The 24808-nt window shown below is 70.1% G+C and carries 20 protein-coding genes and 1 tRNA gene; 13 read left to right on the top strand and 8 right to left on the bottom strand.

Annotated features, from left to right (window positions below; genetic code table 11):
• Positions 1-761: 761 nt before the first annotated feature.
• Both OG746_RS02530 and OG746_RS02525 read right to left on the bottom strand, forming a co-directional pair.
• Positions 762-1658, bottom strand: coding sequence for a pentapeptide repeat-containing protein (locus OG746_RS02530; protein WP_266711211.1), 897 nt, complete (start codon positions 1656-1658; stop codon positions 762-764).
• 1293 nt (positions 1659-2951) lie between these two features.
• Positions 2952-3027, bottom strand: a tRNA-Arg gene (locus tag OG746_RS02525).
• A 184-nt stretch (positions 3028-3211) separates the two neighbouring features.
• On the opposite strand from OG746_RS02525, the gene OG746_RS02520 reads away from it, so the two are divergent.
• Entirely contained in the window at positions 3212-4015 is an 804-nt protein-coding gene (locus OG746_RS02520) for a mechanosensitive ion channel family protein (protein ID WP_266711209.1), read from the top strand.
• Positions 4016-4028: 13 nt separating this feature from the next.
• On the opposite strand, the gene OG746_RS02515 is transcribed toward OG746_RS02520, so the two are convergent.
• Positions 4029-4334: a DUF6401 family natural product biosynthesis protein gene (locus tag OG746_RS02515; protein WP_266711207.1), complete on the bottom strand. Its 306-nt coding sequence runs from the start codon at positions 4332-4334 to the stop codon at positions 4029-4031.
• Positions 4335-4463: 129 nt separating this feature from the next.
• Between OG746_RS02515 and OG746_RS02510 the strand changes: the two genes are divergently transcribed.
• The 4 genes from OG746_RS02510 (at position 4464) to OG746_RS02495 (ending at position 11418) form a co-directional block, all read left to right on the top strand.
• Positions 4464-6158, top strand: coding sequence for a PucR family transcriptional regulator (locus OG746_RS02510; RefSeq protein ID WP_266711205.1), 1695 nt, complete (start codon positions 4464-4466; stop codon positions 6156-6158).
• A gap of 326 nt (positions 6159-6484) precedes the next feature.
• Positions 6485-7846, top strand: coding sequence for a type III PLP-dependent enzyme domain-containing protein (locus tag OG746_RS02505; RefSeq protein WP_266718670.1), 1362 nt, complete (start codon positions 6485-6487; stop codon positions 7844-7846).
• A 205-nt stretch (positions 7847-8051) separates the two neighbouring features.
• Positions 8052-9593, top strand: coding sequence for an amino acid permease (locus tag OG746_RS02500; RefSeq protein ID WP_266711203.1), 1542 nt, complete (start codon positions 8052-8054; stop codon positions 9591-9593).
• Between the two features lie 127 nt (positions 9594-9720).
• Positions 9721-11418 carry a class I adenylate-forming enzyme family protein gene (locus OG746_RS02495; RefSeq protein WP_266711201.1) on the top strand — a complete coding sequence of 566 codons (1698 nt, stop codon included), beginning with the start codon at positions 9721-9723 and terminating at the stop codon, positions 11416-11418.
• 103 nt (positions 11419-11521) lie between these two features.
• On the opposite strand, the gene OG746_RS02490 is transcribed toward OG746_RS02495, so the two are convergent.
• Positions 11522-12802 carry a M6 family metalloprotease domain-containing protein gene (locus OG746_RS02490; RefSeq protein ID WP_266711199.1) on the bottom strand — a complete coding sequence of 427 codons (1281 nt, stop codon included), beginning with the start codon at positions 12800-12802 and terminating at the stop codon, positions 11522-11524.
• A 236-nt stretch (positions 12803-13038) separates the two neighbouring features.
• Between OG746_RS02490 and OG746_RS02485 the strand changes: the two genes are divergently transcribed.
• Together OG746_RS02485 and OG746_RS02480 are read left to right on the top strand one after the other, a co-directional pair.
• The gene (locus tag OG746_RS02485; protein WP_266711197.1) at positions 13039-13698 is read left to right on the top strand and encodes a TetR/AcrR family transcriptional regulator; all 660 of its coding nucleotides are present in this window, start codon (positions 13039-13041) and stop codon (positions 13696-13698) included.
• A gap of 129 nt (positions 13699-13827) precedes the next feature.
• A complete protein-coding gene (locus OG746_RS02480; protein ID WP_266711195.1) occupies positions 13828-15348 on the top strand; it encodes an MFS transporter in 1521 nt (506 codons plus the stop codon).
• A gap of 24 nt (positions 15349-15372) precedes the next feature.
• Here the strand turns inward: OG746_RS02480 and OG746_RS02475 are convergent, their stop codons facing one another.
• Entirely contained in the window at positions 15373-15897 is a 525-nt protein-coding gene (locus OG746_RS02475) for a MarR family winged helix-turn-helix transcriptional regulator (RefSeq protein ID WP_266711193.1), read from the bottom strand.
• 99 nt (positions 15898-15996) lie between these two features.
• Between OG746_RS02475 and OG746_RS02470 the strand changes: the two genes are divergently transcribed.
• Positions 15997-16767, top strand: a complete 771-nt coding sequence (locus OG746_RS02470; protein WP_266718668.1) for a dioxygenase family protein — start codon at positions 15997-15999, stop codon at positions 16765-16767.
• Here the strand turns inward: OG746_RS02470 and OG746_RS02465 are convergent.
• A complete protein-coding gene (locus OG746_RS02465; protein ID WP_266711191.1) occupies positions 16764-17282 on the bottom strand; it encodes a GNAT family N-acetyltransferase in 519 nt (172 codons plus the stop codon). The two genes, OG746_RS02470 and OG746_RS02465, sit on opposite strands and share 4 nt — an antisense overlap.
• 172 nt (positions 17283-17454) lie before the next feature.
• Between OG746_RS02465 and OG746_RS02460 the strand changes: the two genes are divergently transcribed.
• Positions 17455-18462, top strand: a complete 1008-nt coding sequence (locus OG746_RS02460) for a sigma-70 family RNA polymerase sigma factor (RefSeq protein WP_266711189.1) — start codon at positions 17455-17457, stop codon at positions 18460-18462.
• Positions 18463-18524: 62 nt separating this feature from the next.
• On the opposite strand, the gene OG746_RS02455 is transcribed toward OG746_RS02460, so the two are convergent.
• Together OG746_RS02455 and OG746_RS02450 are read right to left on the bottom strand one after the other, a co-directional pair.
• A complete protein-coding gene (locus tag OG746_RS02455) occupies positions 18525-19520 on the bottom strand; it encodes a helix-turn-helix transcriptional regulator (protein ID WP_524540453.1) in 996 nt (331 codons plus the stop codon).
• A gap of 214 nt (positions 19521-19734) precedes the next feature.
• On the bottom strand, positions 19735-21030 hold the full coding sequence (locus tag OG746_RS02450; protein ID WP_266711185.1) for an extracellular solute-binding protein: 1296 nt from the start codon (positions 21028-21030) through the stop codon (positions 19735-19737).
• A 77-nt stretch (positions 21031-21107) separates the two neighbouring features.
• Between OG746_RS02450 and OG746_RS02445 the strand changes: the two genes are divergently transcribed.
• The 4 genes from OG746_RS02445 (at position 21108) to pfkB (ending at position 24766) form a co-directional block, all read left to right on the top strand.
• On the top strand, positions 21108-21893 hold the full coding sequence (locus OG746_RS02445) for a TetR/AcrR family transcriptional regulator (RefSeq protein ID WP_266711184.1): 786 nt from the start codon (positions 21108-21110) through the stop codon (positions 21891-21893).
• Positions 21894-21976: 83 nt separating this feature from the next.
• Positions 21977-22741, top strand: coding sequence for a glucose 1-dehydrogenase (locus OG746_RS02440; RefSeq protein WP_266711182.1), 765 nt, complete (start codon positions 21977-21979; stop codon positions 22739-22741).
• A gap of 203 nt (positions 22742-22944) precedes the next feature.
• On the top strand, positions 22945-23706 hold the full coding sequence (locus tag OG746_RS02435) for a DeoR/GlpR family DNA-binding transcription regulator (protein WP_266711180.1): 762 nt from the start codon (positions 22945-22947) through the stop codon (positions 23704-23706).
• Positions 23707-23818: 112 nt separating this feature from the next.
• Positions 23819-24766, top strand: a complete 948-nt coding sequence (gene pfkB, locus OG746_RS02430) for a 1-phosphofructokinase (protein ID WP_266711178.1) — start codon at positions 23819-23821, stop codon at positions 24764-24766.
• Positions 24767-24808: the final 42 nt, after the last annotated feature.

The raw sequence follows: 24808 nt of genomic DNA, 5'->3' as shown, positions 1-24808 counted from the left end.
TGTCCGTGGTGCGCTGCCTTGCGGCTACTCACCTGTGGCTGTGGTCAAAGACTTGGTATGGCTCTCAAGTGGCGGGAAACCTACTATGAGTACATGGAGTTGGGGACTCTCGCGGTTGCAGCCATCGGAGCGATCTTCGGCGTCGGGACGACCCTTGTTGCCGATCTCGTGCGGTCGCGCAGAGAACAAGATCGGTACTGGAGTGAGACGAAGCGAATTGTGTATGCGCGCTTCTTGACGTCCCTGGCGCAGGCGCATAGCCGCATGATAGGCGCTGCGTTTAATGACCAGTTGGATGATGCCCGCCGAAATGGGGTTCACGGCGCCTTCCACAATGATCCTCAAAACAGTGACGCCAAGTCTGTGTTGCGGGAGTTGGGCATTGTCGCTCCGGATCGGATTTACCAAGAGGCTCTGCCGGTTTATCGCCAACTTCGCGCTATTCGAGAACTCCTCGCTTCCAGGCCTCTTCGGCCAGAATCAGCGGAATACGAAGCCGTGAGGCAGCCATTTTTCCGGGACTTGGAGACTCTGCAGAGGGCGATGCGAGACGATCTGCAACCGAGATCCTCCCGCAGGTCTTAGGCTTCCTGTCCGCGTCAACTTGGTGGCTCAATGTTTGGCCCTGCCGTGTGGGGGAGCGCCCTAACGGCCCCGCGGTGCGGCCTATCTCATGCCTGCCGTTCTCCGTGGTTCCCCGGCCGATCTGGCACGGGTCTGGCACGGCCTTGAGTGGTGAGGCGTCTGACCCTTGTCGCACTTCATCTGGCGCCCTGTGGATCGGACGGAAGGATGGTCTTCTCGTCTGTGTGCACTTCCGTGAGTAGTTGAGTGAAACAGCGAACATCCGACAGGTCCGTGCCGCGTAGGTCGGCTCGCGTGAGGTCGGTGTTGGCGAGGTTGGCGTTGGTAAGTACTGCGCCGCGTAAGTCGGCCCCGGTGAGGTTGGCGCCAACAAGACTCGCGCCGCGTAGGTCGGCCCCGGTGAGGTTGGCGCCAGCAAGGTTCGCGTCGATCAGAAAGGCGTCTGTGAGCGTTGCTCCCTCCAGGTTGGCGTTGGTGAGTGTCGCGTCTTTCAGAAAAGCGCTGGTGAGGTCGGCGTAGCTTAGAACTGCACCAGCGAGGTGCAGCTCGTGGAGAGTTAGACCTGCGCGAATGGATACGTACGGGCGCAGGTCTACATCTGTCAGAAAGTTCAGAGCTATCTGGATGTCGGCGTCTGGAGCTTGGGGCAGTTCTGAGGTGGTGGCTGTCTTGGAGGTGCGGTCGCGAATGAATTGACGCAGAACCGTGGCGGCATCGGAGGCGGCTTGCTCTGGTGCATCTTGAAAGATTTGTTCCATGGCGAGAATGCCGCCGATACGTACGTACTGCTGCTCCGAGCCGAGGCGCTCCAGAGCCTTGGTGAAGCGATCCGTGATTTGCCCCCGCCGAGTGAGGTGGTATGTGCGGGCGGTGTAGAACAGGGCCATGCCTGCACCGAGGGCGGCAGTGCCAGCGACTAGTGCGGTACGCAGACCAGTCACCAGAGCGGCCGACCCCTTCGCCAGCTCGCTGCGGTCCAGATACTCGCCGTCGATGACGTAGGGGCCTCGCCACACCAGCCACGGTAGGCCGATGAGTACGGCTGCCACACAAATCACGGTGAGCGTGCGCATGACCCGACGGCGACTGTGAGATCTCTGATTGAGCCTGATTCGCCGTTGCTGAAGGCGAGGCAGGTTATTCCACGGGACGCCGTAACGTGCCTGGAAGTGGCGTGCGTGGATGCCGAGCATGACCCGGCGGAGCGCATGCTGAGTCTTCATATTTGCTACATGCCCAGTACTTGGCCGTTCGCTCGCGTACAGGCCCGCCGCAGCACGTCACCCACCGAGGCCCTCTCGCCGGTTCTGCGCGCGATTCCCACTCATACTCAGCCCACCGCTCAACCCAGCTTCCATCCCGTCCGCCGTCGACCCACACGTATGTGGTGCGGGCGTGGTTCATGGCGTCCAGGTGGAGCGCGCCACTGTACGAACGACCTGGACGCCATGGGCCACGTCTGCTCGGCTTTGCCTGGGTCGACGGCGGACGGGATGGAAGCCCTTCACGCAACCACCCGCGGACCCGCACCCGGCGGCGTTTCCCCTGGCCCCCGGTGTCGGCCGATCCCCCGCCGGAGGCATCGTCTTTGATCGCGGCTGGTGGCCTGTGTGATCAGCGGGCCACAGGGCGGTTGTGGATCAGGCAGCGTGGGCCCGCCGGTTGTCGCCACCATGATCCGGCCTGATCGGTGACCCAAAGCGTCGTTGGCCTGTGGTGCGTAAGTCCCCTTGTTTCCTACGGCTCGTTGCTGGTTGTGGCCCTTTTGGGGAGCGCCGGGCGGTCGGCGACGCGCAGCCGGTGACGGAGGCATGGAGGCGGCGGGGCGGCGGCCGGCTGGCGCCGCCCCGTGGTGGGGCCTTCGATCCTTCTGGTTGATCGTGATGGCTCGGGCCGGATGGTGGTTGATGGGGTGTTCTTGTGCGTGCGCCTCGTGGGCTTACGGGTGTTGAAGGGTTCTCCCCACAAGGTCGGATCATGGTGGCGACAACCGGCGGGCCAGAGCGGCCGTTGATCCGCGACAGCGCCCTTTGGCGGTTGGGTTGGCAATGATCGACGGCACGGGGCGCCCCGTGCCGCGAGCGGAGCGAGCCTTGATGAAGTAGGGAAAGTTCTATCGCGCTGGCGTCAGCCGCTTGCCGTTGTTGCTCCGCACGCAAGGGCTTGCCCGATCCCAGGGGCCGGTCGTCTCGACCTCGGTCATGTACTCGTACACCTCGTCAGGCGACAGTCACTCCTCGGCTGACATACGACTGTCCTGCTCAGGGAGGGGTGTGGTGACCTTCGGTGACTGAGGCCGACGATGTCAGGTCTGGATGTCAGAAGGGGCCCACCTCCGAAAATTCGGAGGTGGGCCCCTTCTGGACTGGTGCCCCCGGCAGGATTCGAACCTGCGACACCCGCTTTAGGAGAGCGGTGCTCTATCCCCTGAGCTACGAAGGCGCGTGAACAGCGTAGCGGATCGGGTTCGGGGTGTGGGGGCGGCCGTGTGTCACGCCAATGGGGGACGTGGGGCGGCCGGGGGCGGCTGGGGCTGTTAAGCCGGAGGGACGAAAGGAAACGAGGGGGGACACGTCTCGTCGGATGCCGTGCGTGGCGTCCGGCCCCACTGAGTGGAGGGCCACTCATGCTCCAGAACCCCGCCCCCAGTACGCTCGCTGTCGACTTCACTCAAGGGCTGAACGACGCGTGGTCGAAGGTCGCCGAGTTCGTACCGAAGTTCCTCGGCTTCCTCGTCGTCATGGTCATCGGCTGGTTCGTGGCCAAGATGATCACCAAGCTCCTCGACCGGGGCCTCAGGAAGATCGGGTCGGAGAAGCTCGCCGAACGGGCCGGCTCGGCGAAGATGCTCGAAGGGTCGAAGTACGACACGACCGCGATCCTCTGCAAGGTCGTCTACGTCGCCCTGATGCTGATCGTGCTCCAGCTCGGCTTCGGTGTCTTCGGTGACAACCCCGTGTCCGACATGATCAACGGCATCGTCGCCTGGCTGCCGCGCGGCATCGTCGCGGTCGTCCTGATCGTGGTGGCCATGGCCGTCGCCAACCTGGTGCGCGACATCGTCACCAACACCCTGTCCTCCGTCTCGTACGGGAAGACCGTCGGCACCATCGTGTGGGCCTGCATCGTGGTCCTCGGTGCCATCGCCGCGCTCGGGCAGGCGGGCATCGCCACGTCCGTCACGCAGCCGGTGCTGATCGCCGGTCTCGCGGCCGGGGCCGGGATCCTGATCGTCGGTGTCGGCGGCGGGCTCATCGGGCCGATGCGGCAGCGCTGGGAGCGGTGGCTGAACATGGCCGAGGAGGAGACCGCCAAGGCGAGGGGGAATGTCGGCGGGAGTGGCGGTAGCGCCGGTGCCTATCAGGCGGGGCGTGAGGATGCCCTGACCAATCAGCCCGTTCAGGAGCGGGAGCGGTTCGACAACCAGTGACCTGCGCGGTGACCTAGACCAGGTCGAGCAGGTCGTGCCGTCTCACCAGCCAGCTGATGGCGGTGAGGCGGCACACCGCGTAGTCGTGGCCCACGGGCTCGAGCCAGCCGGTCTCGGTGAGCGCGTCGAGGAAGCCGAGTGAGTAGTCGGCGAGCACTTCGGCGTCGGGAGCCGGCGGGTGCAGCGTGGCCGAGCCGGCCTCCAGGCGTTCGCGGAGCTCCGCCACGTGCTGGTCGACCGCGGCCAGGAAGGCGGGCTCGAAGGCGAATTCGGCGAAGCGCGGACCGTACGCCTCGCTCACCTGGGCAAGAGGGGACATTCGTCCAACGTATGGGCGGGGGAGATCGATTGGACGTGGGTGGCGGGTGCTGTTGCTCACAAGTACCCCTTTTGTGGTGCCTTGTTCGTCACATCCGGCGGTCCGCACGTGATCGGTGAGACTGGGGGCATGGAGTTTTCCGCGTCCGGCAGGCCGCAGCCCGAGAATCCCGCTTCGGGCGGGGGCCCCACGTTGGCGCAGGTCGTCGGGGTCGTGGGGCGGGACGTCGTCCAGGTCGTGCACGCGCCGTGCGGGACGGACGTGGTCGTGGGCGGGGTCGGGGTGTTCGACTCCGGGGAGAGCTTGCAGGAGCGGGGGCGGGTGCTCATCGCGGTGGGGGTCGATACGTCCGATCCTGCTGCTGCTGAAGTGTTGCGCGCTGCCGATCGGGCTGGGGCCGCGGCTCTGGTGGTGCGGCGGGGTGCTGAAGGTGTGGCGCCGTTGCTCGGTGAGGTGGCCGACGGGGTGTCCACGGCGTTGCTCGCCCGTGCCCCGTGGGTGGACTGGGGCGAGCTGATCGGGCTGCTGCGGGCCGCGCTCGCGGCCGGTGGGGCGCGGGTGCCCGAACCCGGCGTCGACGTGGGGCTCGGGGATCTGCCCGCCCTCGCCTCTGCGCTCGCCGCGCTCGTCGGGGGTGCGATCACCATCGAGGACCCCGAGTCCAATGTGCTGGCGTACTCGCCCACCGCCGACACCGCCGACCCGTTGCGGCGGCTGACCATCCTCGGGCGGCGGGTGCCGCGGTGGCGGGTCGAGGAGCTGGCCGAGAGCGGGTTCCTCGCGGCGTTGTGGGCGGGGGATGTGGTGCATCGAGCTGCGGATGGGCGGTTTCCCGAGCGGCTGGCTGTTGCTGTGCGCGCCGGGGAGGAGGTCCTCGGGTCGCTGTGGGCGGCTGCCGACGGGGAGCCGTTGCCGGAGGGGGCCCGGGACGCGTTGCGGCAGGCCGCCGCCATCGCCGTGCCGCATCTGCTGCATCACCGGCTGCGGTCCCGGTCGGCGGAGGGGCGGCGTCGGCATGCGGTGCGGGCGCTGTTCGAGGATCCGTCGCCGGATGTGGGCGCGGCGGGCGCTGCGCTCGGCGTCGATCCGGGGCAGCCGTGTGCCGTGCTGGCGGGTGTGGTCGTGGGGGCGGTGGCACCGGAGGTGCGGGAGCGGGCCTTGCGGGCGGCGGCGTTGCGGGTTGCTGCGCATGGCGGGTCGGCGTTTGCGTACCGGGTCGAGGAGGGGGCGTCGGGGCTCCGCCCCGGATCCCGTTCTTCAAGCGCCGGAGGGGCTGGACAGGACGGGGACCGGATCGACGTGCTGTTGGCCGACCCCCGGCCCGACGCCGCCCAGCGGCTCGCCCGGGACCTCGCCGCCGTGCTGCGCGGCGCCGGGGTCAAGCCCCTCGTCGCCGTGGGGCCCGTCGTCGGCGGGCTGAAGGATGCCGTGGACTCGCGCGCCGGGGCCGACGAGGTGCTGCGGGTGCTGTGCGAGCGCGGGGAGCCCGAGGTGGCGGGCGCCGACGACGTGCGGTTCGCCCTGGACGCGCTGCGGGTGTCGGACGCCGTCGCCGCGCAGGTGCCGTCGGTCGGGGACGCCGTGGCGGCGCTCCTCGCGCACGACGAGCGGCACGGGACGGATCTGCCGCGCACGGTCGCCGCGCATCTGGCGTTCTTCGGGGACGCCGGGGCCACCGCCCGGTATCTGGGGATCCATGCGAATACGTTGCGGTACCGGCTGCGCAGGGCCCGTGAGCTGGGCGGCTTCGATCTCAACGATCCCGACGTGCGGCTCGTCGTCGAGCTGGGGCTGCGGCGGGCCGGGCTGATCCCGCTGCCGTGAGCTGCCGTGAGCTGCCGTGAGCTGCCGTGAGTAAGCCATGAGCCGCCGTGCGCACGACGGTGAGCTGCCGTGAGCGCGCCCGATGGGGCACCCCGTAGTGCCTCGCCACCACGTCCGCCCGCCCACCGTCGTGCGCACGCACCACGCGCGCGTGCCCGTCCGCCATCCCTTGTGCCGACCCACAGCGCCCCCACCCCGTACTTCGTGCCTGCGCACGCAGACACACCACCCCGCCGCGCTGCACAGTGACGAGTGCCAGGACCACCACCCCGTACGAGAAGTACGTGAAGTACGAGACGTACGAAGCAGAAGGCAGGCCACCCCCGATGCCGCAGCCCGTGCCGCCGCAGCCCCCCGCCTCCGCCGACCGCCGCGACGCCGCCCTGCGCGCCGCCGTCGAGCAGGGGCTCGTAGGGCCCGACGCCCCCGTGCTCGGGCTGCTCGACGTGGCCGGGGTCCGGGAGGCGGCGCGTGCGCTCAAAGCGGCGTTCGCGGGTGTCGAGGCGCGGCACACCTTCGCGGTGAAGGCCGCCTCGCTCGTCCCCGTGCTCGCGCTCCTGAACGAGGAGGGCATCGGCGCGGAGGTCGCGAGCCCCGGTGAGCTGGCGCTCGCGCGGGCGGCCGGGGTGCCCGCCGAGCGGATCGTGTTCGACTCGCCCGCCAAGACCGTCGGCGAGCTGCGTGACGCGCTGGCGAGCGGCATCGCCGTGAACGCCGACAATCCGCAGGAGCTGGCCCGCATCGACGAGCTCGTCGAGGAGTTCGGGGAGGGCTGCGCGCCCGTGGGGCTTCGGGTGAACCCGCAGGTCGGCAGCGGTTCGATCGGTGCGATGAGCACCGCGACCGCCACCTCCAAGTTCGGCGTCGCGCTGCGCGACGAGGGCGCGGAGCAGTGGGTCCTCGGCGCGTACAAGGCGCGGCCGTGGATGACGCGCCTGCACACCCACACCGGTTCCCAGGGTGTCGCCCTGGAGCTGATGGCCGAGGGCGTGCGCGCCGCGTACGACCTGGCCGAGAAGATCAACGCGCATGTCGGCCGGCAGCAGATCGACACCCTCGACATCGGTGGCGGCCTGCCGGTGAACTTCGAGTCGGACGACATCACGCCCGGCTTCGAGGAGTACGCGAGCATCCTGCGCCGCACCGTGCCCGGGCTCTTCGACGGGCGGTACACCCTCGTCACCGAGTTCGGCCGCTCGCTCCTCGCCAAGCAGGGCTTCATCGCCGCCCACGTCGAGTACACCAAGACCTCCGGCGGCCGCCGGATCGCCGTGACGCACGCGGGCGCGCAGGTGGCGACCCGTACCGTCTTCGCGCCCGAGTCGTGGCCGCTGCGGGTCGGTGCGTACGACGCCGAGGGCAGGCCGCGGACGAGCGCGCCGCTGGTGCAGGACGTGGCCGGGCCCTGCTGCTTCGCCGGCGACCTCGTGGCGCGCGGCCGTGAGCTGCCCGAACTGGAGCCCGGCGACCTCGTCGCGCTGTACGACACCGGCGCGTACTACTTCTCAACTCACTTCCACTACAACAGCCTTCCTCGCCCCGCTGTGTACGGATATGTCCTGAACGGAATTGGGACGGAAGCGGACAAGGTGACATTCGCCCCTGTGCGCTCCGCGCAGTCCCTCGACGAGGTGCTCGCCGAGTCCGGTGCCCGGTACGCCGGTTCGCTGCTCGGGCTCGTGGATTAGTTGCCCCTGTGAACGGTTTAAGGTGGCGTGTCGTCGCGTGGTGAGCCCGCGGCACACCCCACCGGGATCCGTTCCGATCTCGTGATTCGCCGAATCCGGCGGATCAGTCCTGTCCAACAGGTACGTCGCACACGCCTGCCCGCGTTCGCAAACGCGGGTGCGTGCGTGTGTGCGGCATGCCGTTTTGCACGTACGTCGGAGAACCATGGAGCACACAGCACAAGCCGAGTCCGAGGCTCGGCCCGCGCACGCCCCTGAGGCTGCGACCGAGAGCGGTGTGACCACGGGCGGCAAGGCCACGGCCGGAGCCATCCGTGAGGGGGGTTACGCGGCCGGCCTGCGCAATCGTCAGGTCCAGATGATCGCCTTCGGTGGCGCCATCGGCACCGGCCTCTTCCTCGGAGCGGGAGAGCGACTGAACGTGGCGGGCCCGTCCTTGGTGATCATCTTCGCCATCACCGGCCTGTTCGCCTTCTTCATCACGCGCGCGATGGGCGAGCTGGTCATGCACCGGCCCACGTCGGGCTCGTTCGTGTCGTACTCGCGCGAGTTCCTCGGTGAGAAGGCCGCGTACACGACCGGCTGGGTCTACTTCCTGCACTGGATATGCAGCGGCATCGCGGAGATCACCGCGGTGGCGATGTATCTGCAGTACTGGGCCGCCTTCCGCGACATCCCCCAGTGGACGCTCGCCCTGGTGGCGCTGCTCGTGGTGCTCGGCGCCAACCTGATCTCGGTGCGCTGGTTCGGTGAGTTCGAGTTCTGGTTCTCGATCATCAAGGTCGCCGCGATCCTGGCGTTCCTCGCCATCGGCTGCTGGCTGCTGGCGAGCCGTCACCCCGTCGACGGCCACAGCACGGGCCCGCAGCTGATCGCCGACAACGGCGGCATGCTGCCGAACGGCCTGCTCCCGGCCATCGTCCTGATCCAGGGTGTCGTCTTCGCGTACGCGGCCATCGAGATGGTCGGCATCGCCTCCGGCGAGACGGAGAACCCGCGCAAGGTGATCCCGCGCGCCATCAACTCCGTGTCGTGGCGCATCGTGCTGTTCTACGTCGGGTCCGTGCTGCTGCTCGTCCTGCTGCTGCCGTGGAGCGCGTACAAGGCCGGCGAGTCGCCGTTCGTGACGCTGCTCGGCAAGCTGGGCGTGCCCGGCATCAGCGGCATCATGAACTTCGTGATCCTCACGGCGGCCCTGTCCAGCTGCAACTCCGGCCTCTACTCGACCGGCCGCGTGCTGCGCTCGATGGGACTCGCGGGCTCCGCGCCCGGGTTCACCACGAAGATGAGCAAGAAGGGCGTGCCCTACGGTGGCGTGCTGCTGACCGCCACCTGCTACATCGCGGGCATCATCCTCAACTACATCGTGCCCGAGCGGGCGTTCTCGATCGTCATCAACTTCTCGGCGATCACGATGATCGGCACCTGGGTCATGATCATGATCTGCCAGATGGTGCTGCGCCGTAAGTCCCTGCGCGGCGAGCTGGAGCGCCCGTCGTTCCGGCTGCCGGGCGCGCCCTACACGAGCTGGCTGACCATCGTGTTCCTGGTCGCGGTCGTGGTCCTGATGGTCGTCGGCGGCGGCGACTCCGCGATGTCGGTGTACTGCTCGCCGCTGATCGTGGCGGGCCTGGTGATCGGCTGGTTCCTGACCCGCAAGCGGGTGGCCGAGCATGCGGCGGCCGCTTCGGCTTCGGCATCCGCTTCGGTGCCGGCACCGGCTTCGGCATCGGATTCGGCTTCGTAGGAGCCCTCAAGGCTGTCGGCGGGCGGTGTGCGTGAGGACCACGCGCGCCGCCCGCCGTGCTGTACGGGCCCGTTGGCCGGTGCACGTATCTTGACGTGGGTCGGGCCGCCGGACGTACCGTCCGACCATGGACGCTGATGCCGTGGATTCCGTGGAAGCGCTGCTGACCGCTCCGGGCGCCCCTTTCGCCGTCGTACGCGGCGAGGACGGGCGCCTTTCCTATGCCGACGGGCCGCGTACGTTGCGCGAGTTCGTCGAGACGACGTGGGCGTTCGGTGACACCCCCTTCGTCATCTCCGAGAACGGGCGCATGACCTACGGGGAGTTCTTCGCGGCGGCGTGCGCGCTGGCCCGCCGCTTCCTCGACGACGAGAGCGCGGGCGGGTACGGGCTGCGGCCGGGCGACCGCGCCGTCATCGCGATGCGCAACCACCCGGAGTGGCAGATCGCCTTCTGGGCCGCGCAGCTGGCGGGGCTCGTGGCGGTGCCGCTGAACGCGTGGTGGACCCCCGACGAGTGCGCGTACGCCCTCGACGACTGCGGCCCCGCGGTGCTGGTCGTCGACGGGGAGCGCTACGAACGGGTCCGCCCGTGGCTCGACGCGGCGAGCCGCCGACCCTGGACGCTGGTCTGCCACGAGGAGGGCCGGGAGGTGACCGGCGAGCGGACCGAACGGTGGGCGGACCTGCCCACCCCCGACCCCCAACTCGGCCCGCCCGACGTGGACATCGACCCGTCCGCGGACGCCACGATCCTCTACACCTCGGGTACGACGGGCCGCCCCAAGGGCGCCGTCGCCACCCACCACGCCCACATGGGCGCCGTCACGGGGCCCCGCTACGCCGCGGCCCGCACGGCGCTGGCCCGCGGCATCGTGCCCGGCCAGGGCCCGAGCCCCGTCGGCCTGCTCACCTTCCCCTTCTTCCACGTGGCGGCGTTCACCGGCTTCTACGCGGCGATGTGGGTGGGCGGCACGATCGTGGTGCTGCGCAAGTGGGACCCGGACACGGCGCTCGCCATGATCCGCGAACACGGCATCACCAGCTTCGGCGGCGTCCCGGCCACGGCGCTCCAACTCCTGGAACGCGCAAAGGAATTGGGCGACGAACTCCCCTCCCTTACGGGGTTCAGTACGGGCGGCGCCGCGGCCCCGCCCGGCATCGTGGCCCGCCTCACCGACCGCTACGGCGAGCGCATCGAGCCGCGCAACGGCTACGGCCTCACCGAGACGCTCGGCGGTGTGCTCTCCAACGCCGGTGAGGAGTACCGGAGTTGGCCGGGCAGCGTGGGCCGTCCGGCGCCCGCAGTGGAGGTACGGATCACGGACCCCCTCGGGGAACCGCTGCCGGACGGCGAGGTGGGCGAACTCTGCCTGCGCGGCCAGCCGTTGATCCGTGGCTACTGGAACGCTCCGGATGCCACCGGGGCGGCGTTCACGGAGGACGGCTGGTTCCGTACGGGGGACCTGGCGGTGCTCTCGGACGGCCGGGTCAGTGTCGTCGACCGGATCAAGGACCTGGTGATCCGGGGCGGCGAGAACGTCCACTGCGTGGAGGTGGAGGCGACCCTCCACGACCACCCGGACGTCCTGGAGGCGGCCGTCGTGGGCATCCCGCATCCGGTCCTGGGCGAGGAGGTGGCGGCGGTACTCCGCACCCGTCCGGGCTCTGAGGCGACCCCGGACGACATCCGGGCCTTCGCGGCGAAGTCCCTGGCGGCGTTCAAGGTCCCGACCCACGTGGTCCTCCAGGCCTCCGAACTCCCCCGCAACGCGACGGGCAAGATCCTGAAGCGTGAGTTGCGGGAGTCCTTGGCGTCCGGCTGACCGGGGGCGGGGTCGGGTCCGGGGCGGAGCCCGTGGCGTGTGGCGAGTCGAGCGCCCCGGGGCGGAGCTGCGAGTCGAGCGCCCCGGGGCAGCGCCCCGTGGCCTAGCTACGGGTGACGTATACCTGGTAGTCGCCGTCGGACGTGATCCCGCCGACGGTCACCCGCACCCCCGCGGACTTGTCCCGGAACACCTCACCGGCCTGATACGCCGCATCGGACAACTCCGCATGCACGTTCGGCTGCCGCGTGCACCCCCCACTGTCCGGCGTCGCGTCCTCGACCTTGACCGGTCCCTGCCCCGTGTCCACATCCGCGTCGACCTTGTACACCAGCACCCCGGCCCGGCACACCGCCTCGTCGTTGCCCCCCTGCGTACGCACCTCGATCGCGTACCCCGTCTTCCGGGTCAGCGGCACGAACACCAGCTTCGACCTGCCGTCGTTCCGCGCCAGCGGCGACAGCCGGTACTCGGTCGTGCCGGACTGCGCGGCGCAGCCGACCTGGCTGTCGTCGAGCCACCCGAGCTTCCACTTGTGCCAGCCGAGCAGATCGTTCCCGGCTCCCCAGTCCTCGCTCATGATGTCCCAGTGCCCGGCGGCCCCACCGCCGTCCTGCGTGTAGAGGTCCGGCAGCCCGAACACGTGCCCGTTCTCGTGCGGCAGCACCCGGTATCCGGTCTTGGCGTACGAGCCCGATCCGTCGTCCTGACGGGAGTACACGAACGACGCGTTGGACAGCGGCACCCCGTCGGCGACCGGCGCCTCGTGGTTGCCCGCGAACGTCACCGACAGCACGGTGTCCAGCGCGGAGGGCCCCGCGTTCGGGGTGACCAGGATGTTCACCAGGTCGTACCTGCGGAAGTCCACCTCGGGGTCGGCCGCCGCCGCGATGTCGTCGGCGAGCTTGCGGTAGCCGGGGTCGAAGGGGGCGCCGCGATCTATCCCGTACGCGGTGAACGGCTTGGGCATCCGCAGCCAGTGGTCGACCGGGGCCTCGGGAACGTAGTCGAGCTTTCCGTACGAGCCGGCGGCGAACCAGTCCTGGGTCTGCGGGAAGAACTCGCCGAGCCGCTCCTTCGCGGAGCCCTGCCCCGGCGCGTCGGGGAAGTCGACCATGAGGTTGAGGGCCCGCACGGTGCCGGTGGACCGGGCGTAGCCGGCGGCGGTGGGCAGCCCCTCCGACATCTGGACGCCGAACGAGCCGCGGATCATGCAGGGGGCGAGGGAGGTCGTGCGCGAGACGGCGACGGGACCTGCCGCGGTCGTCGAGTCGTCGAGGAGTCTTCCGGTGCTCGCGGTCATCGTCACGGCGAGCGCCACCGCCGTGCTCGCGGCGAGCAGCGCCCCACGGCGGCCCCTGCGTATCCGACGCACTGCTCGCATCCGCACCGCCTCACGCTCGGGTCCCTTTCGATCACCCTGTGTCGGGGCGTGGCGGGCCGCTCGCTGGGTGCGCCGATCGTGGGTTTCCGAGGTCAGAGGCGTGTGAGGCAGGTCACATGAAGGCCGGGAAATAACCGGGGACGGTCTCCCCGTTTAGACCGGTGTCCGCACGAACCGGGGACCAGGTCCCCACTTCACCCGAAGTTCGTGCACCCAGACCCGTGAAGGAGGCCGCCGTGACCACCGCGACCGAGAAGACGCAGCGCCGCGCCCCCCGCCCGCGGGCCGACGCGGTGCGCAACCGGGAGCGGATCGTCGACGCCGCGCGCGAACTGCTCGTGGAGCACGGTCCCGTCCTGCCGCTCGACGAGGTCGCACGCCGTGCCGGCGTCGGCAACGCCACGCTGTACCGGAACTTCAAGGACCGCGGCGAGCTGATGCACCACGTGGTCATCACGGTCACCGACACCATCACCGAGCACGCGGAGCGGGGGCTCGCCGCCGAGGATGCCGGCGAGACGACCGCGTTCGGCGCGCTGCGGACGTTCGTGCACGCCGCCGCGGAGGAGCGGATCGGCGCCCTGTGCCCGATGCTCGACGCCACCTTCGACAAGGACCACCCGGACCTGACCGCCGCCCGCGACCGCCTCACCGGCGCCGTCGAGCAGCTCACGGAACGGGCCCGTACGTCCGGTGACCTGCGCTCCGACGTCGGCGTCGGAGATCTGATGGTCGCCCTCTCCCAGCTCACCCGGCCGCTGCCCGGCACCGGCTGTCTGGGCTTCGACCGGTACGTCCACCGTCATCTGCAGCTGTTCCTCGACGGCCTGATGGCACCCGCCCGCTCGGAACTCCCGGGCGAGCCCGCGACCTTGGAGGACCTCCGCCAGGACTGACGTCCGCGCGCCTCTCCACCTCTTCGTAGAACTTCACCTTCGTAGAACTTCTTCACCGCAGAGCTTCGTCACCGCACAGCTTCGTACCAGACCGATTTCTCACGCTTATTCACGACTTGGAGTCCCGCTGTGGGTACCCCCTTGCCGGAAACGGCACCCGATTCGCGTCGCTGGAAGGCACTCGCCTTCATCGCGCTCGCCCAGCTGATGGTGGTCCTCGACGCGACCATCGTGAACATCGCCCTGCCCGCCGCCCAGACGGACCTCGGCATATCCGACGGCAACAAGCAGTGGGTCATCACCGCCTACGCGCTCGCCTTTGGTGGCCTGCTCCTGTTCGGCGGGCGCATCGCGGACCTGTGGGGCCGCAAGCGGGCCTTCACCGCCGGTCTTGTGGGCTTCGCGCTCGCCTCAGCGCTCGGCGGCGCCGCGCAGAACGAGGCGATGATGTTCGGCGCCCGTGCGTTGCAGGGCGTGTTCGGCGCGCTGCTCGCCCCGGCCGCGCTCTCGCTGCTCGCCGTGACGTTCACCGATGCCAAGGAGCGCGCCAAGGCGTTCGGCATCTACGGTGCGATCGCCGGTGGCGGCGGCGCCGTGGGCTTCATCCTCGGCGGCTTCCTCACCGAGTACCTGAACTGGCGCTGGACGTTCTTCGTGAACATCCCGTTCGCGATCGTCGCCGCCGCCGGTGCCTACTTCGTCATCCGTGAGCCGGCCGGTGGCCGCAACCGCTCGCCGCTCGACATCCCCGGCGTGCTGCTGTCCACGCTCGGCCTGGTCTCGCTCGTCTACGGCTTCACGCGCGCCGAGACCAACGGCTGGTCCGACGCGACCACCATCGGCATGTTCGTCGCCGCGGCCGTGCTGCTGTTCGCCTTCGTCGCCGTCGAGGCCCGGGTGAAGCACCCGCTGCTGCCGCTGCGCGTCGTCGCCGACCGCAACCGCGGCGGTGTCTACGCCTCGCTGGGTCTCGCGGTCATCGCGATGTTCGGCCTGTTCCTCTTCCTGACCTACTACCTGCAGCTCGTGAAGGGCTTCTCGCCGGTCAAGACCGGATTCGCGTTCCTGCCGATGATCGTCGGCATGATCACGGGCTCCACGCAGATCGGCGCCCGTCTGATGACGCGGGTCCGCCCGCGCCTGCTGATGGGTCCCGGCTTCCTGGTGGCGGGGCTCGGCATGCTGATCCTCACGCAGCTCTCGGTCGACTCCTCGTACGCCGGTCTGGTCATGCCCGCCCAGCTGCTGCTCGGCCTCGGCATGGGTACGGCGTTCATGCCCGCCATGTCGCTCGCCACGACCGGCGTCGAGGCCCGGGACGCGGGCGTCGCCTCCGCGATGGTCAACACCTCGCAGCAGGTCGGCGGCGCCATCGGCACGGCCCTGCTGAACACGATCGCGGCCTCGGCGACCACCGCGTACATCGCGGACCACGCGGCCGGAGCCACGAGCCGGCAGCTGCTTCAGGCGCAGGCCATGGTGAGCGGCTACACCCACGCCATCTGGTGGGCCGTCGGCATCCTGGCCGTCGCGTCCCTGATCGCCTTCACGCTCGTCAACACCGCTGCCCCGGGCGCGGGTTCGGCCGCGGCCTCCGGCGACACGGAGGGTGCGGAGGACGAGGTGCTGGTGCCGGTGGTCGCGCACTGACCACCCCTGCGTACGGGGCGGATCTCACCTGAGCCAGGGGAGATCCGCCCCGGCCTCCTTCGGCTGGAGTCCCTCGGCGACGATCATCATGATCTCGCCGAGGGACTTCTGCTGTTCGGGGGTGAGCCGTGCGAAGAGGGACTGGCGGACGGTCTCGACGTGCCCCGGCGCGGTCTTCTCCAGGACCTTCAGGCCGTCGTCCGTGAGGATCGCGAACTGCCCGCGCTTGTCGGAGGGGCAGTCCTCGCGCCGCACCCACCCGCTCTTCTCCAGGCGCGCGATCGCGTGCGAGAGTCGGGAGCGGGTGATCTTCGTTTCCCGCGCCAGCTCGGTCATCCGCAGCCGGCGCCGGGGCGCCTCGCTCAGCCTCACCAGGAGTCCGAAGTAGACGTGCGGCATCTTCGCGTCGCGCTGAAGTTGCCGGTCGAGGTGGTCCTCCAGGAGCGTGGTGGCATGGAGGTATGCGCGCCAGGTGCGCTGCTCGTCCTCGCTGAGCCACGTCGTGGCCTCCGCGTCGTTGCCGCCCGTGCCCGTGTGCTGCTGCTCCATGGTTCCCATCGTAGTCCTCCTTCTTGAAGATTAAACAAAGAAGGCTTAGTTTTGTCGGTAGCAAGAGCTTGAAACTTCAAGGAGGTCGTCGTGAACCGGATGCCAGCGCTCTACCTCTCCCACGGTGCCCCGCCGCTCGCCGACGACGCCCTGTGGCCGGGCCAGCTCGCCGAGTGGTCGGCCGACCTCCCGCGCCCCAGGGCGATCCTGATGATCTCCGCACACTGGGAGAACGCGCCGCTGGCCCTCGGCGCCACCGAGACCATGCCGCTCGTGTACGACTTCTGGGGCTTCCCCGAGCACTACTACGAGGTGACGTACGCGGCGCCGGGCACGCCCGAACTCGCCGAATCCGTCCGCAAGTTGCTGCGCGGCCCCGGCATCCCGGTCCAGGACGTGCCGGACCGGGGGCTCGACCACGGCGCGTACGTCCCGCTCGTCGAGATGTACCCGGACGCCGACATCCCCGTCCTCCAGGTCTCCATGCCGACGCTCGACCCGGCCCGGCTCATGGACATCGGCCGCCGCCTCGCGCCGCTGCGCGACGAGGGCGTGCTGATCGTCGGCTCCGGCTTCTTCACGCACAACCTCGCCGCGCTGCGGCAGGGCGGGATCCCGGCGTGGTCGTCGGAGTTCGACGACTGGGGGCACCGGGCGCTGGAGGCGGGCGACGTGGACGCGCTGCTCGACTTCACGCGGAAGTCACCGGCGGGCGCCCTGGCCCATCCCCGGACCGAGCACTTCGCTCCGCTGTTCGTCGCGATGGGCGCGGCGGATGCTTTCGGCGATCTTGAGGGGACGGGGCAGCGGAGCGTGATCGACGGGTTCTGGTTGGGGCTGGCGAAGCGGTCGGTGCAGTTCGGCGGTTAGAGGGCCTTCTCGTACCAGGCCACGTCCCAGTACTCCCCGAACTTCCGCCCCACCTCCTCGTACGTCCCCACATAGCGGAAGCCGAAGCGGGCGTGCAGCCGGGCCGACGCCTCGTTCGGCTGCGCGATGCCCGCGTACGCGCGGTGGATGTCCTGCTCGGCGAGGGCCTCGAAGAGCGCCTTGTAGAGCTGCGTGCCGACGCCGCGGCCGCCCGCGTCGGGCGCCAGGTAGATCGTGACCTCCACCGAGGTGTCGTACGCGGCTTTCGGGCGGAAACTGCTGGCTGTGGCGTAGCCGAGGATCCGTTTCGACGTCGTCTCAGTGGCAACCAGTAGCGGATGCCGTTCGTCTTCAAGGTGGGAGAGCAGCCAAGGACGTCGCTCTTCGGGAGTGAAGGCGGCCGTGTCGAATGTGATCGGCGTCTCACGTACATAGTGGTTGTAGAGGTCCGTGAGGGCCTCGAGGTCGTCCTCGACTCCTGGCCTGACCTGCACCTCTGTGGACTCGGACACCATTCTGACTCCCCTCTTCGCGCGTTGTGGCGCGACAGGGTACTGCATGATCAGAAAAAAGATGGGCGGCTTGGGAATTCTGTCCGGATTCCAGTCGTTGATTCCATCGGATGCAGGGCACCCGTAAGGCCCCCCAGGGGGCGTACAGCCGACCTACCACCGCAAGGGAGCACGCATGGCAACCCGTGCCGTAGCCCGTCGTAAGTCCGCCGCGTCCGGCGAGACTGACGCGGCACGCAGTGTTCGCGCCGTAGGCGGGGAGATCGCCGACCGCGACCTGGTCGGCATGTACCTCGACGAGATAGCGCGCACACCGCTGCTCGACGCCGCCAAGGAAGTCGAGCTGTCCCAGACCATCGAGGCGGGCGTCTACGCCCAGCAGATCCTCGACGGCACGGTCTCCGACAGCAAGGCTGCCGACCAGGCGTCCCGCGAGGAGCTGGAAGCTCTGGTCGCGGCGTCGGAGAACGCGAAGGACATCTTCATCAAGTCGAACCTGCGGCTTGTCGTGGCGGTCGCCCGCCGCTACCCGCGGTCCGGCCTGCCCCTGCTCGACCTGATCCAGGAGGGGAACGCGGGCCTGGTGCGCGCGGTCGAGAAGTTCGACTACCGCAAGGGCTTCAAGTTCTCCACGTACGCGACGTGGTGGATCCGTCAGGCCATCACGCGCTCGATCGCCGACCAGTCCCGCACCATCCGCCTCCCCGTCCACCTGGTCGAGGAGCTGGGCCGGATCCGCCGCGTGCAGCGCGAGTTCAACCGCGAGCACGGCCGGGAGCCGGAGCCCACGGAGATCGCCGCCGAGCTCGGCGCGAAGCCGGAGCGCGTCGTCGACGTCCTGGACTGGGCCCGCGACCCGGTCTCGCTGAACATGTCGGTGGACGACCAGGGCGAGACCCAGTTCGGCGACCTGCTCGAGGACACGTCGGCCGTGTCGCCCGAGCAGTCCGTGCTCACGCTGCTGCGCAGCGAGGAGCTGGACGACCTCATCGGCCGGCTCGACCAGCGCACCGCCTCCATCATCAAGATGCGGTACGGGATCGAGGACGGGCGCGAGCGGACGCTCACGGAGGTCGGCAAGGAGCACGGTCTTACGCGTGAGCGGATTCGGCAGATCGAGAAGCATGCGCTTCTTGAGCTGAAGAAGTTGGCGCGCGACACGGGGTTCGACGCGGCGGCGTGACCCGGTTTTTGTTGCGCCGTAGCGGTGTTGCGGTCTCGGGGCTCTGCCCCGGGCCCCGCGCCTCAATCGCCGGCGGGGCTTAAGTTGGTCGATTGCGTCAGCCGCGCGGCCAACTCGCTTACCGCTGTTGTCAGTTCCTCCGGGCCCCGGACCCTGAAGTCGTAGCCCGTCATCGCCAGGCGGATCGCCGTCCAGTGGAGTGGGTCCGTCGAGGTCGTTCGTAGGCGGCAGCGGTCGTCCGGGAGGGCTTCCGGGACGCCGACAGCCGCCGGGATGCGCTCCGCGACCGCCTCCGCGGGGGCGTCGAACTCCACGTCCAGTTCATAGGCGGCGCCTGCGCCCCACGAGGACACCGAGCGGCGTACGTACTCCGCCGCGTCCCCCTCCGGCACCTCCCGCGGAGCGAACCGCGCGCCCGTGGCGAACGGGTCCGCGATGCGGTCGACGCGGAAGGTGCGCCAGTCCTCGCGGTCGATGTCGTACGCGACGAGATACCAGCGGCGGCCCGTCGACACCAGCCGGTGCGGCTCCACCAAGCGGCGCGATTCCGCGGTGTCGCGCGCCCGGTAACCGAAGCGCAGACGTTCGCTGCCCGCGGCCGCCGAGGCGATCACGGTGAGCGTCTCGGGCGCGATCGTCGCGCCGTCTCCCGAGGTCAGGGGGATGGTGGCCGTCTGGAGCGTGGCCACCCGGTGCCGCAGCCGCGAGGGCAGCACCTGTTCGAGTTTGGTGAGGGCCCGTACCGAGGCCTCCTCGACGCCTTCGACCGCGTGTCCTGCCCCGGCCCGCAGGCCCACCGCGATCGCCACCGCCTCCTCGTCGTCGAGCACGAGCGGCGGCAGCGCCTTGCCCGCGACGAGCCGGTAGCCGCCGTCCGCGCCGAGCGTGGCCTGCACGGGATAGCCGAGGTCGCGCAGCCGGTCGATGTCGCGGCGCACGGTGCGCCGGGAGACGCCGAGCCGGTCGGCGAGCTCGCCGCCGGGCCACTCGCGCGGCGTCTGGAGCAGGGACAGGAGCGAGAGGAGCCGGGCCGGGGTGTCCGTCGGTGACGGCGTCATGTTCTCCATGGTTCCAGAATGGCGCGCATCTAGGACACGATCTGGCCTAGATGACTTCCAACTTTTCTCCCATGACCTCAACCGTAGAAACCGTAGAAACCGCCGATCCCTCCCGAAGGCGGTGAGGTTGTTTCGGGGGGCGTGGGGGACGGTGCGGTGGAGCCGGAGCGGGAGTTGGTGTGACGTCGCGGGGCTCTGCCCCGGACCCCGCTCCTCAATCGCCGGAGGGGCTTATTCGGTCCAAGGCCTCCAGGACCTGTGCCGGGCTGCCGCCCGGGGCCACCGCCCCGCCGATCCGCTCGCGGACCGCGGAGCGGACCTTGGGCCAGGAGCGCAGGCCCACCGGGTGGAACTCCGCGTCCGGCATCTGGTCGACGAACTTCCACAGCTTCCGCTGCGAACGGTCGGCCCGCAGCTTGTCGGAGGCCGTCACGGTCACCGGCAGCGTGGCCTGCGCGCCGCCGTACGTCTTCGCGGAGCCGGTGCCGAACAGGAACGTCAGGAACTTCCCGGCCTCCTCCACATGGCCGCCGCTCCTGAACGCCATCATCCAGTCGTTGAGCCCCACCGGGGGCGCCGCCTCGTTCCCCTCCTTGAGCGGGAACGGGGCGTGCGCGTACGGCAGTCGGGCCTTGTCCGCGGCGCCGAGCAGCACCGGGTGCGCGATGAGCATGCCGGCCCTCCCACGGAGGAACTGGGCGTACGCCTGCGTCCTGGTGAGCCTGCCCGGGGCGGCGCCCGCGAGGCCGGGCCCGACCAGTTCGTCGCGCAGCCAGGTCAGCGTCGCCTTGTTCTCGGCGGAGCCGAAGTCGTACCCGCCGAGATCCGCGTAACCGCCGCCGCCCGAGAGCAGCCACGCGAGGAGTTCGTCCTCCGCGGCCTCGGGGCCGAACTGCAGGGCGTACGGGGTGGGGACCCCGATGGCCTTCAACGCCTTTGCGGCGGCGCGGAGTTCGGCCCAGGAACGGGGCGGGCCCGCGAGGCCGGCCCGCGCGAAGAGGCCCGTGTTGTAGAAGAGGCGCGGGGTGCTGGCGAGGATCGGGATGCCGTACTGCACGGAGTCGACCCGGCCCGCGTCGGCGAAGGAGCGGACGAAGTTCGCCTGCGTGGGCACGTCGAAGAGCCGCTCCGCCGGGTACAGCAGGCGGTCCTCGGCGTACGGGGCGAAGAGGTGGCCCTGCGCGATGTCGGGGGCGCGGCCGTCCTTGACGCGGCGGGCGAGGACCGCGTCGATCTTCAGGAACGGGACGCGCTCCACCTCGACGTGGATGTCCGGGTGCTTCTTCTCGAAGGCCCGTACGACGTCGTCCCATTGGTCGCCGATGGAGGCGCCGACGCTCTTGTCGTAGCTGGCCACGAGGAGGTCGAGCGTGACCTTGCCGCCGTCGGCGCCGTCGCTCCCGTCGCCCGAACCGCAGCCGGTCAGGGCGGCCAGGGTGCCCGCCCCTGCTCCGGCCAGGCCCGTCGTCCTCAGAAAGTGCCGCCGCCGCACTGCTCTCGCCTCACTCACGTGGGGTTGGTCGATCCACTTGGCATGGTCATTGTTTGGAAGTGGCAGATTGTGCCACAGCGACATAGCATGTCCGCATGGCAGGTAGTGCGATGACGCCCCCGACTCCGACTCCGACTGCGACCTCGAGCCTGTCGCTGACGGAGCGGCGCAAGGCCGCCACGCGCCTGGACATCGCCCGCGCCGCGGCCGAGCTGTTCACGCGGGACGGCCTGCGGGCCACGCGCGCCGAGGACATCGCGCGGGCGGCGGGCGTCGCGCCGCGCACCTTCTACCGCTACTTCGCGACCAAGGAGGAGTCGGTCGCACCGCTCCTCGACGCCGGGGCCCACCGGTGGGCGGAGGCGGTCCGCGAGGCACCCGCCGACCTGCCGGTCCCCGCCGCGCTGCGGCACGCCGTCGAGCGCGCACTCGCCGGGGACGACCCGGCGAGTGCGGCGTCCCTCGGCTGGGTCCGCGCCCTGCTCCGCCTCACCGGGGAGAGCCCGGCGCTGCGGGCCGTCTGGAGCGACACGTGCCGGGTCTCGGAGTCGACCCTCCTCACGATCCTCGTGGAACGCACGGGCGCGGGGCCCGACCCCGACCTGCCGCTGCGCCTGCTCGCGGGCATGGCGACCACGGCGGTGCGGGTGGCGGTGGAGACGTGGGCGGGGTCGGAGGCCCCGACCACGGGTCCGTCCGGCCCGGCAGCACTGGCACTGGAGTGCCTGACCCGGTCGGGCCTGGCCGCCACGTCAAGCGTCGCCGCCACATCGAGCGCCTCCAACCCCTCAAGCCCCGTCGGCACATCAAGTGCCTCCGACACCTCAAGCCCTGCTGGCACATCGAGCGCCACCGGCAATTCAAGCCCCGCCGGCGATTGAGGCGCGGGGTCCGGGGCGGAGCCCCGAGTCGTCAACCCCGGGGGGCGTAATCCGAACGGGGACGTAATCCAAAGGGAGCCGAAATGAACAACCTCACCGGCAAGACGATCCTGGTCACCGGCGGAGCCCGCGGCATAGGCGCCGACGTCGCCCGCCTCGCCATCACCGCCGGCGCCGACATCGTCATCGGCGACGTACTGGACGACGAAGGCAAGGCCCTCGCCACCGAGCTCGGCGCCAAGGCCCGCTACACCCACCTCGACGTGACGTCGGAGGACGAGTGGCAGGCCGCGCTCGCCTACGCCACCACCGAGTTCGGCGGAGTCGACGGCCTGGTCAACAACGCCGGGATCTCCACCGGCATGCCCTTCGAGACGGAGAGCGTGGAGCGCTTCCGCCAGGTCCTCGACGTCAATCTCGTCGGCGTCTTCGCGGGCATGAAGACCGTCGTCCCCGCGATGAAGGAGGCGGGCGGTGGCTCGATCGTCAACATCTCCTCCGCGGCGGGCCTGATGGGCCTCGCGCTCACCTCCTCGTACGGCGCCTCGAAGTGGGGCGTGCGCGGGCTCACCAAGATCGCGGCGGTCGAGCAGGGCACCGCGCGGATCCGCGTGAACTCCGTGCACCCCGGCATGACGTACACCCCGATGACCGCGCAGGTCGGCATCCAGCAGGGCGAGGGGAACTACCCGAACACCCCGATGGGCCGCGTCGGCGAGGCCGGTGAGATCGCGAAAGCGGTGGTGTTCCTGCTGTCGGACGACTCCTCGTACATGACGGGCGCGGAGCTGGCCGTGGACGGCGGCTGGACCACGGGTCCGACGATGAAGTACGTGATGGGGCAGTAGTCGCCGCAGTCGCCGTGGTCCGCACAGGGCCCGGTCCTCCTCGCTGGAGGGCCGGGCCCTGTGGTGTGTGTACGTCGCAACGGATGCCCGTTTGTGTCTGTCGAATGCCCGAACCTGTTTACTTTCTGGAAATGCGGCCGTAGCCTCACATCAGAGCAACAGATTCGGGCACGCTCGCAGACGAAGGACACAGGTAAACGGACATGTACGCACCCGAGCGCCAGCAGGAGATCCTCCGCCTCGCCCGCGACGGCGGACGGGTCGACGTGCTGTCGCTGGCCGAGGAGTTCCAGGTCACCGCCGAGACCATCCGGCGCGACCTGAAGTCCCTCGACCGCGCGGGCCTCGTCCGGCGCGTGCACGGCGGCGCCATCCCGGCCGGTCGCCTCGACTTCGAGCCCGACCTCGCCGAGCGCGAGGGCACCGCGGCCGACGAGAAGGACCGCATCGCCCACGCCGCGCTCGCCGAGCTGCCGGCCGAGGGCAGCGTGATCCTCGACGCCGGATCGACGGTGTCCCGGCTCGCGACCGCGCTGCCGCTGGAGTCCGAACTGACCGTGGTCACCCACTCGTTGCCCACCGCGGCCCGGCTCGCCGACCACCCCGGCATCCAGCTCCACCTCGTCGGCGGCCGCATCCGGCACCGCACCCGCGCCGCCGTCGACGCCTGGTCGCTGCGCGCGTACGGGGAGATCCGCGCGGACGTCCTCTTCCTCGCGGCCAACGGCTTCTCCGCCGAGGCCGGACTCACCACGCCCGACCTCGCAGAGGCGTCCGTGAAGCGGGCCACCGTCGCCGCGGCCCGCCGCGTCGTGCTGCTCGCCGACTCCGGCAAGTGGGGCCAGGAACACTTCGCCCGGTTCGGCGACCTCGCCGATGTGGACCTGCTGATCACGGACACCGGCCTCGCCCCCGAGGACGCGGCGGCGATCGAGGCGGGAGGCACGGAGGTGCTCCGCGTATGACCCCACGAACCAGCACCGGCCCCACCGGCCCCACCGGCGCCACCAGCTCTACCGGCTCCACCAGCACCATTCGTACGCACGCAGTACAAGCAACGGAAGCGGCGACCCCGGCATGATCCTCACCGTCACCCCCAACCCCTCCCTCGACCGCACCTACGAGGTCCCCGGCCTCGACCGCGGCGAGGTCGTCCGCGCGAGCGGCGAGCGCATGGACCCGGGCGGCAAGGGTGTCAACGTGTCGCGGGCCGTGGCCGCCGCCGGAGCCCCCACGCTGGCCGTCCTTCCGCTGGGCGGCGCCCCCGGCGCCCTGGTCGCCGAACTCCTCGACGGACAGGGCATCAAGGTCGCCCCGGTCCCGGTCGAGGGCCACACCCGCTCGAACATCGCGCTCGCGGAAGCGGACGGAACCCTCACGAAGATCAACGCTCCGGGCCCCGAACTGTCCGCAGCGGAGGCCGAGTTGCTGCTGGGCGTCGTAGGGGAACGGTCGGCGGGCGCCGACTGGATCGCCTGCTGCGGCAGCCTGCCGCGCGGCCTGGAGCCCTCCTGGTACGCCGAGTTGGTGGCCCGCGCGCACGCCGCGGGCGCCCGCATCGCGCTCGACACCTCGGGCCCCGCGCTCCTCGCGGCCCTCCGTGAACGCCCGGACGTCGTCAAGCCGAACGCCGAGGAGCTCGCGGAGGCCGTCGGCCGCCCGCTCGCCACGGTCGGCGACGCGGTCAAGGCGGCAGAGGAACTACGGGAGTTGGGCGCGGTCGCCGTGCTCGCCTCGCTCGGCGCGGACGGCCAGATCCTGGTCGACGCGAGCGGCGCCTGGTTCGCCTCGGCCCCCGTCGACGCGGTGCGCAGCAACGTCGGGGCCGGCGACTCCTCCCTCGCCGGCTTCCTGATCGCGGGCGGCGAGGGCTCTCAGGCCCTGGCCTCGGCGGTCGCCCACGGCGCGGCGGCGGTCCAGCTGCCGGGCAGCGCCATGCCGACGCCGCGGGACCTCCGCCCGGCCGCGGTGGAACTGACGGCAGAGGTCCCGGTGGACCGCCCCTTGAAGGAGCCCGCGCGATGACGGCAGCCGCACACCGAAAAACCACCCCAGCCGCCCCACCAC

This window comes from Streptomyces sp. NBC_01016, assembly GCF_026341035.1.
GTDB lineage: Bacteria > Actinomycetota > Actinomycetes > Streptomycetales > Streptomycetaceae > Streptomyces.
This window is presented reverse-complemented; position numbering and strand designations above follow the sequence as displayed.

Bases quoted from the DNA above. Each gene is read 5' to 3' on its own strand.
- OG746_RS02500 (WP_266711203.1), top strand. From the start codon at position 8,052: ATGGAGCACACAGCACAAGCCGAGTCCGAGGCTCGGCCCGCGCACGCC.
- OG746_RS02460 (WP_266711189.1), top strand. From the start codon at position 17,455: ATGGCAACCCGTGCCGTAGCCCGTCGTAAGTCCGCCGCGTCCGGCGAG.
- OG746_RS02475 (WP_266711193.1), bottom strand. From the start codon at position 15,897: ATGGAGCAGCAGCACACGGGCACGGGCGGCAACGACGCGGAGGCCACG.
- OG746_RS02505 (WP_266718670.1), top strand. From the start codon at position 6,485: ATGCCGCAGCCCGTGCCGCCGCAGCCCCCCGCCTCCGCCGACCGCCGC.
- OG746_RS02455 (WP_524540453.1), bottom strand. From the start codon at position 19,520: ATGACGCCGTCACCGACGGACACCCCGGCCCGGCTCCTCTCGCTCCTG.
- OG746_RS02435 (WP_266711180.1), top strand. From the start codon at position 22,945: ATGTACGCACCCGAGCGCCAGCAGGAGATCCTCCGCCTCGCCCGCGAC.
- OG746_RS02490 (WP_266711199.1), bottom strand. From the start codon at position 12,802: ATGCGAGCAGTGCGTCGGATACGCAGGGGCCGCCGTGGGGCGCTGCTC.
- pfkB (WP_266711178.1), top strand. From the start codon at position 23,819: ATGATCCTCACCGTCACCCCCAACCCCTCCCTCGACCGCACCTACGAG.
- OG746_RS02495 (WP_266711201.1), top strand. From the start codon at position 9,721: ATGGACGCTGATGCCGTGGATTCCGTGGAAGCGCTGCTGACCGCTCCG.
- OG746_RS02445 (WP_266711184.1), top strand. From the start codon at position 21,108: ATGGCAGGTAGTGCGATGACGCCCCCGACTCCGACTCCGACTGCGACC.
- OG746_RS02440 (WP_266711182.1), top strand. From the start codon at position 21,977: ATGAACAACCTCACCGGCAAGACGATCCTGGTCACCGGCGGAGCCCGC.
- OG746_RS02470 (WP_266718668.1), top strand. From the start codon at position 15,997: ATGCCAGCGCTCTACCTCTCCCACGGTGCCCCGCCGCTCGCCGACGAC.
- OG746_RS02515 (WP_266711207.1), bottom strand. From the start codon at position 4,334: ATGTCCCCTCTTGCCCAGGTGAGCGAGGCGTACGGTCCGCGCTTCGCC.
- OG746_RS02520 (WP_266711209.1), top strand. From the start codon at position 3,212: ATGCTCCAGAACCCCGCCCCCAGTACGCTCGCTGTCGACTTCACTCAA.
- OG746_RS02530 (WP_266711211.1), bottom strand. From the start codon at position 1,658: ATGCGCACGCTCACCGTGATTTGTGTGGCAGCCGTACTCATCGGCCTA.
- OG746_RS02465 (WP_266711191.1), bottom strand. From the start codon at position 17,282: ATGGTGTCCGAGTCCACAGAGGTGCAGGTCAGGCCAGGAGTCGAGGAC.
- OG746_RS02510 (WP_266711205.1), top strand. From the start codon at position 4,464: ATGGAGTTTTCCGCGTCCGGCAGGCCGCAGCCCGAGAATCCCGCTTCG.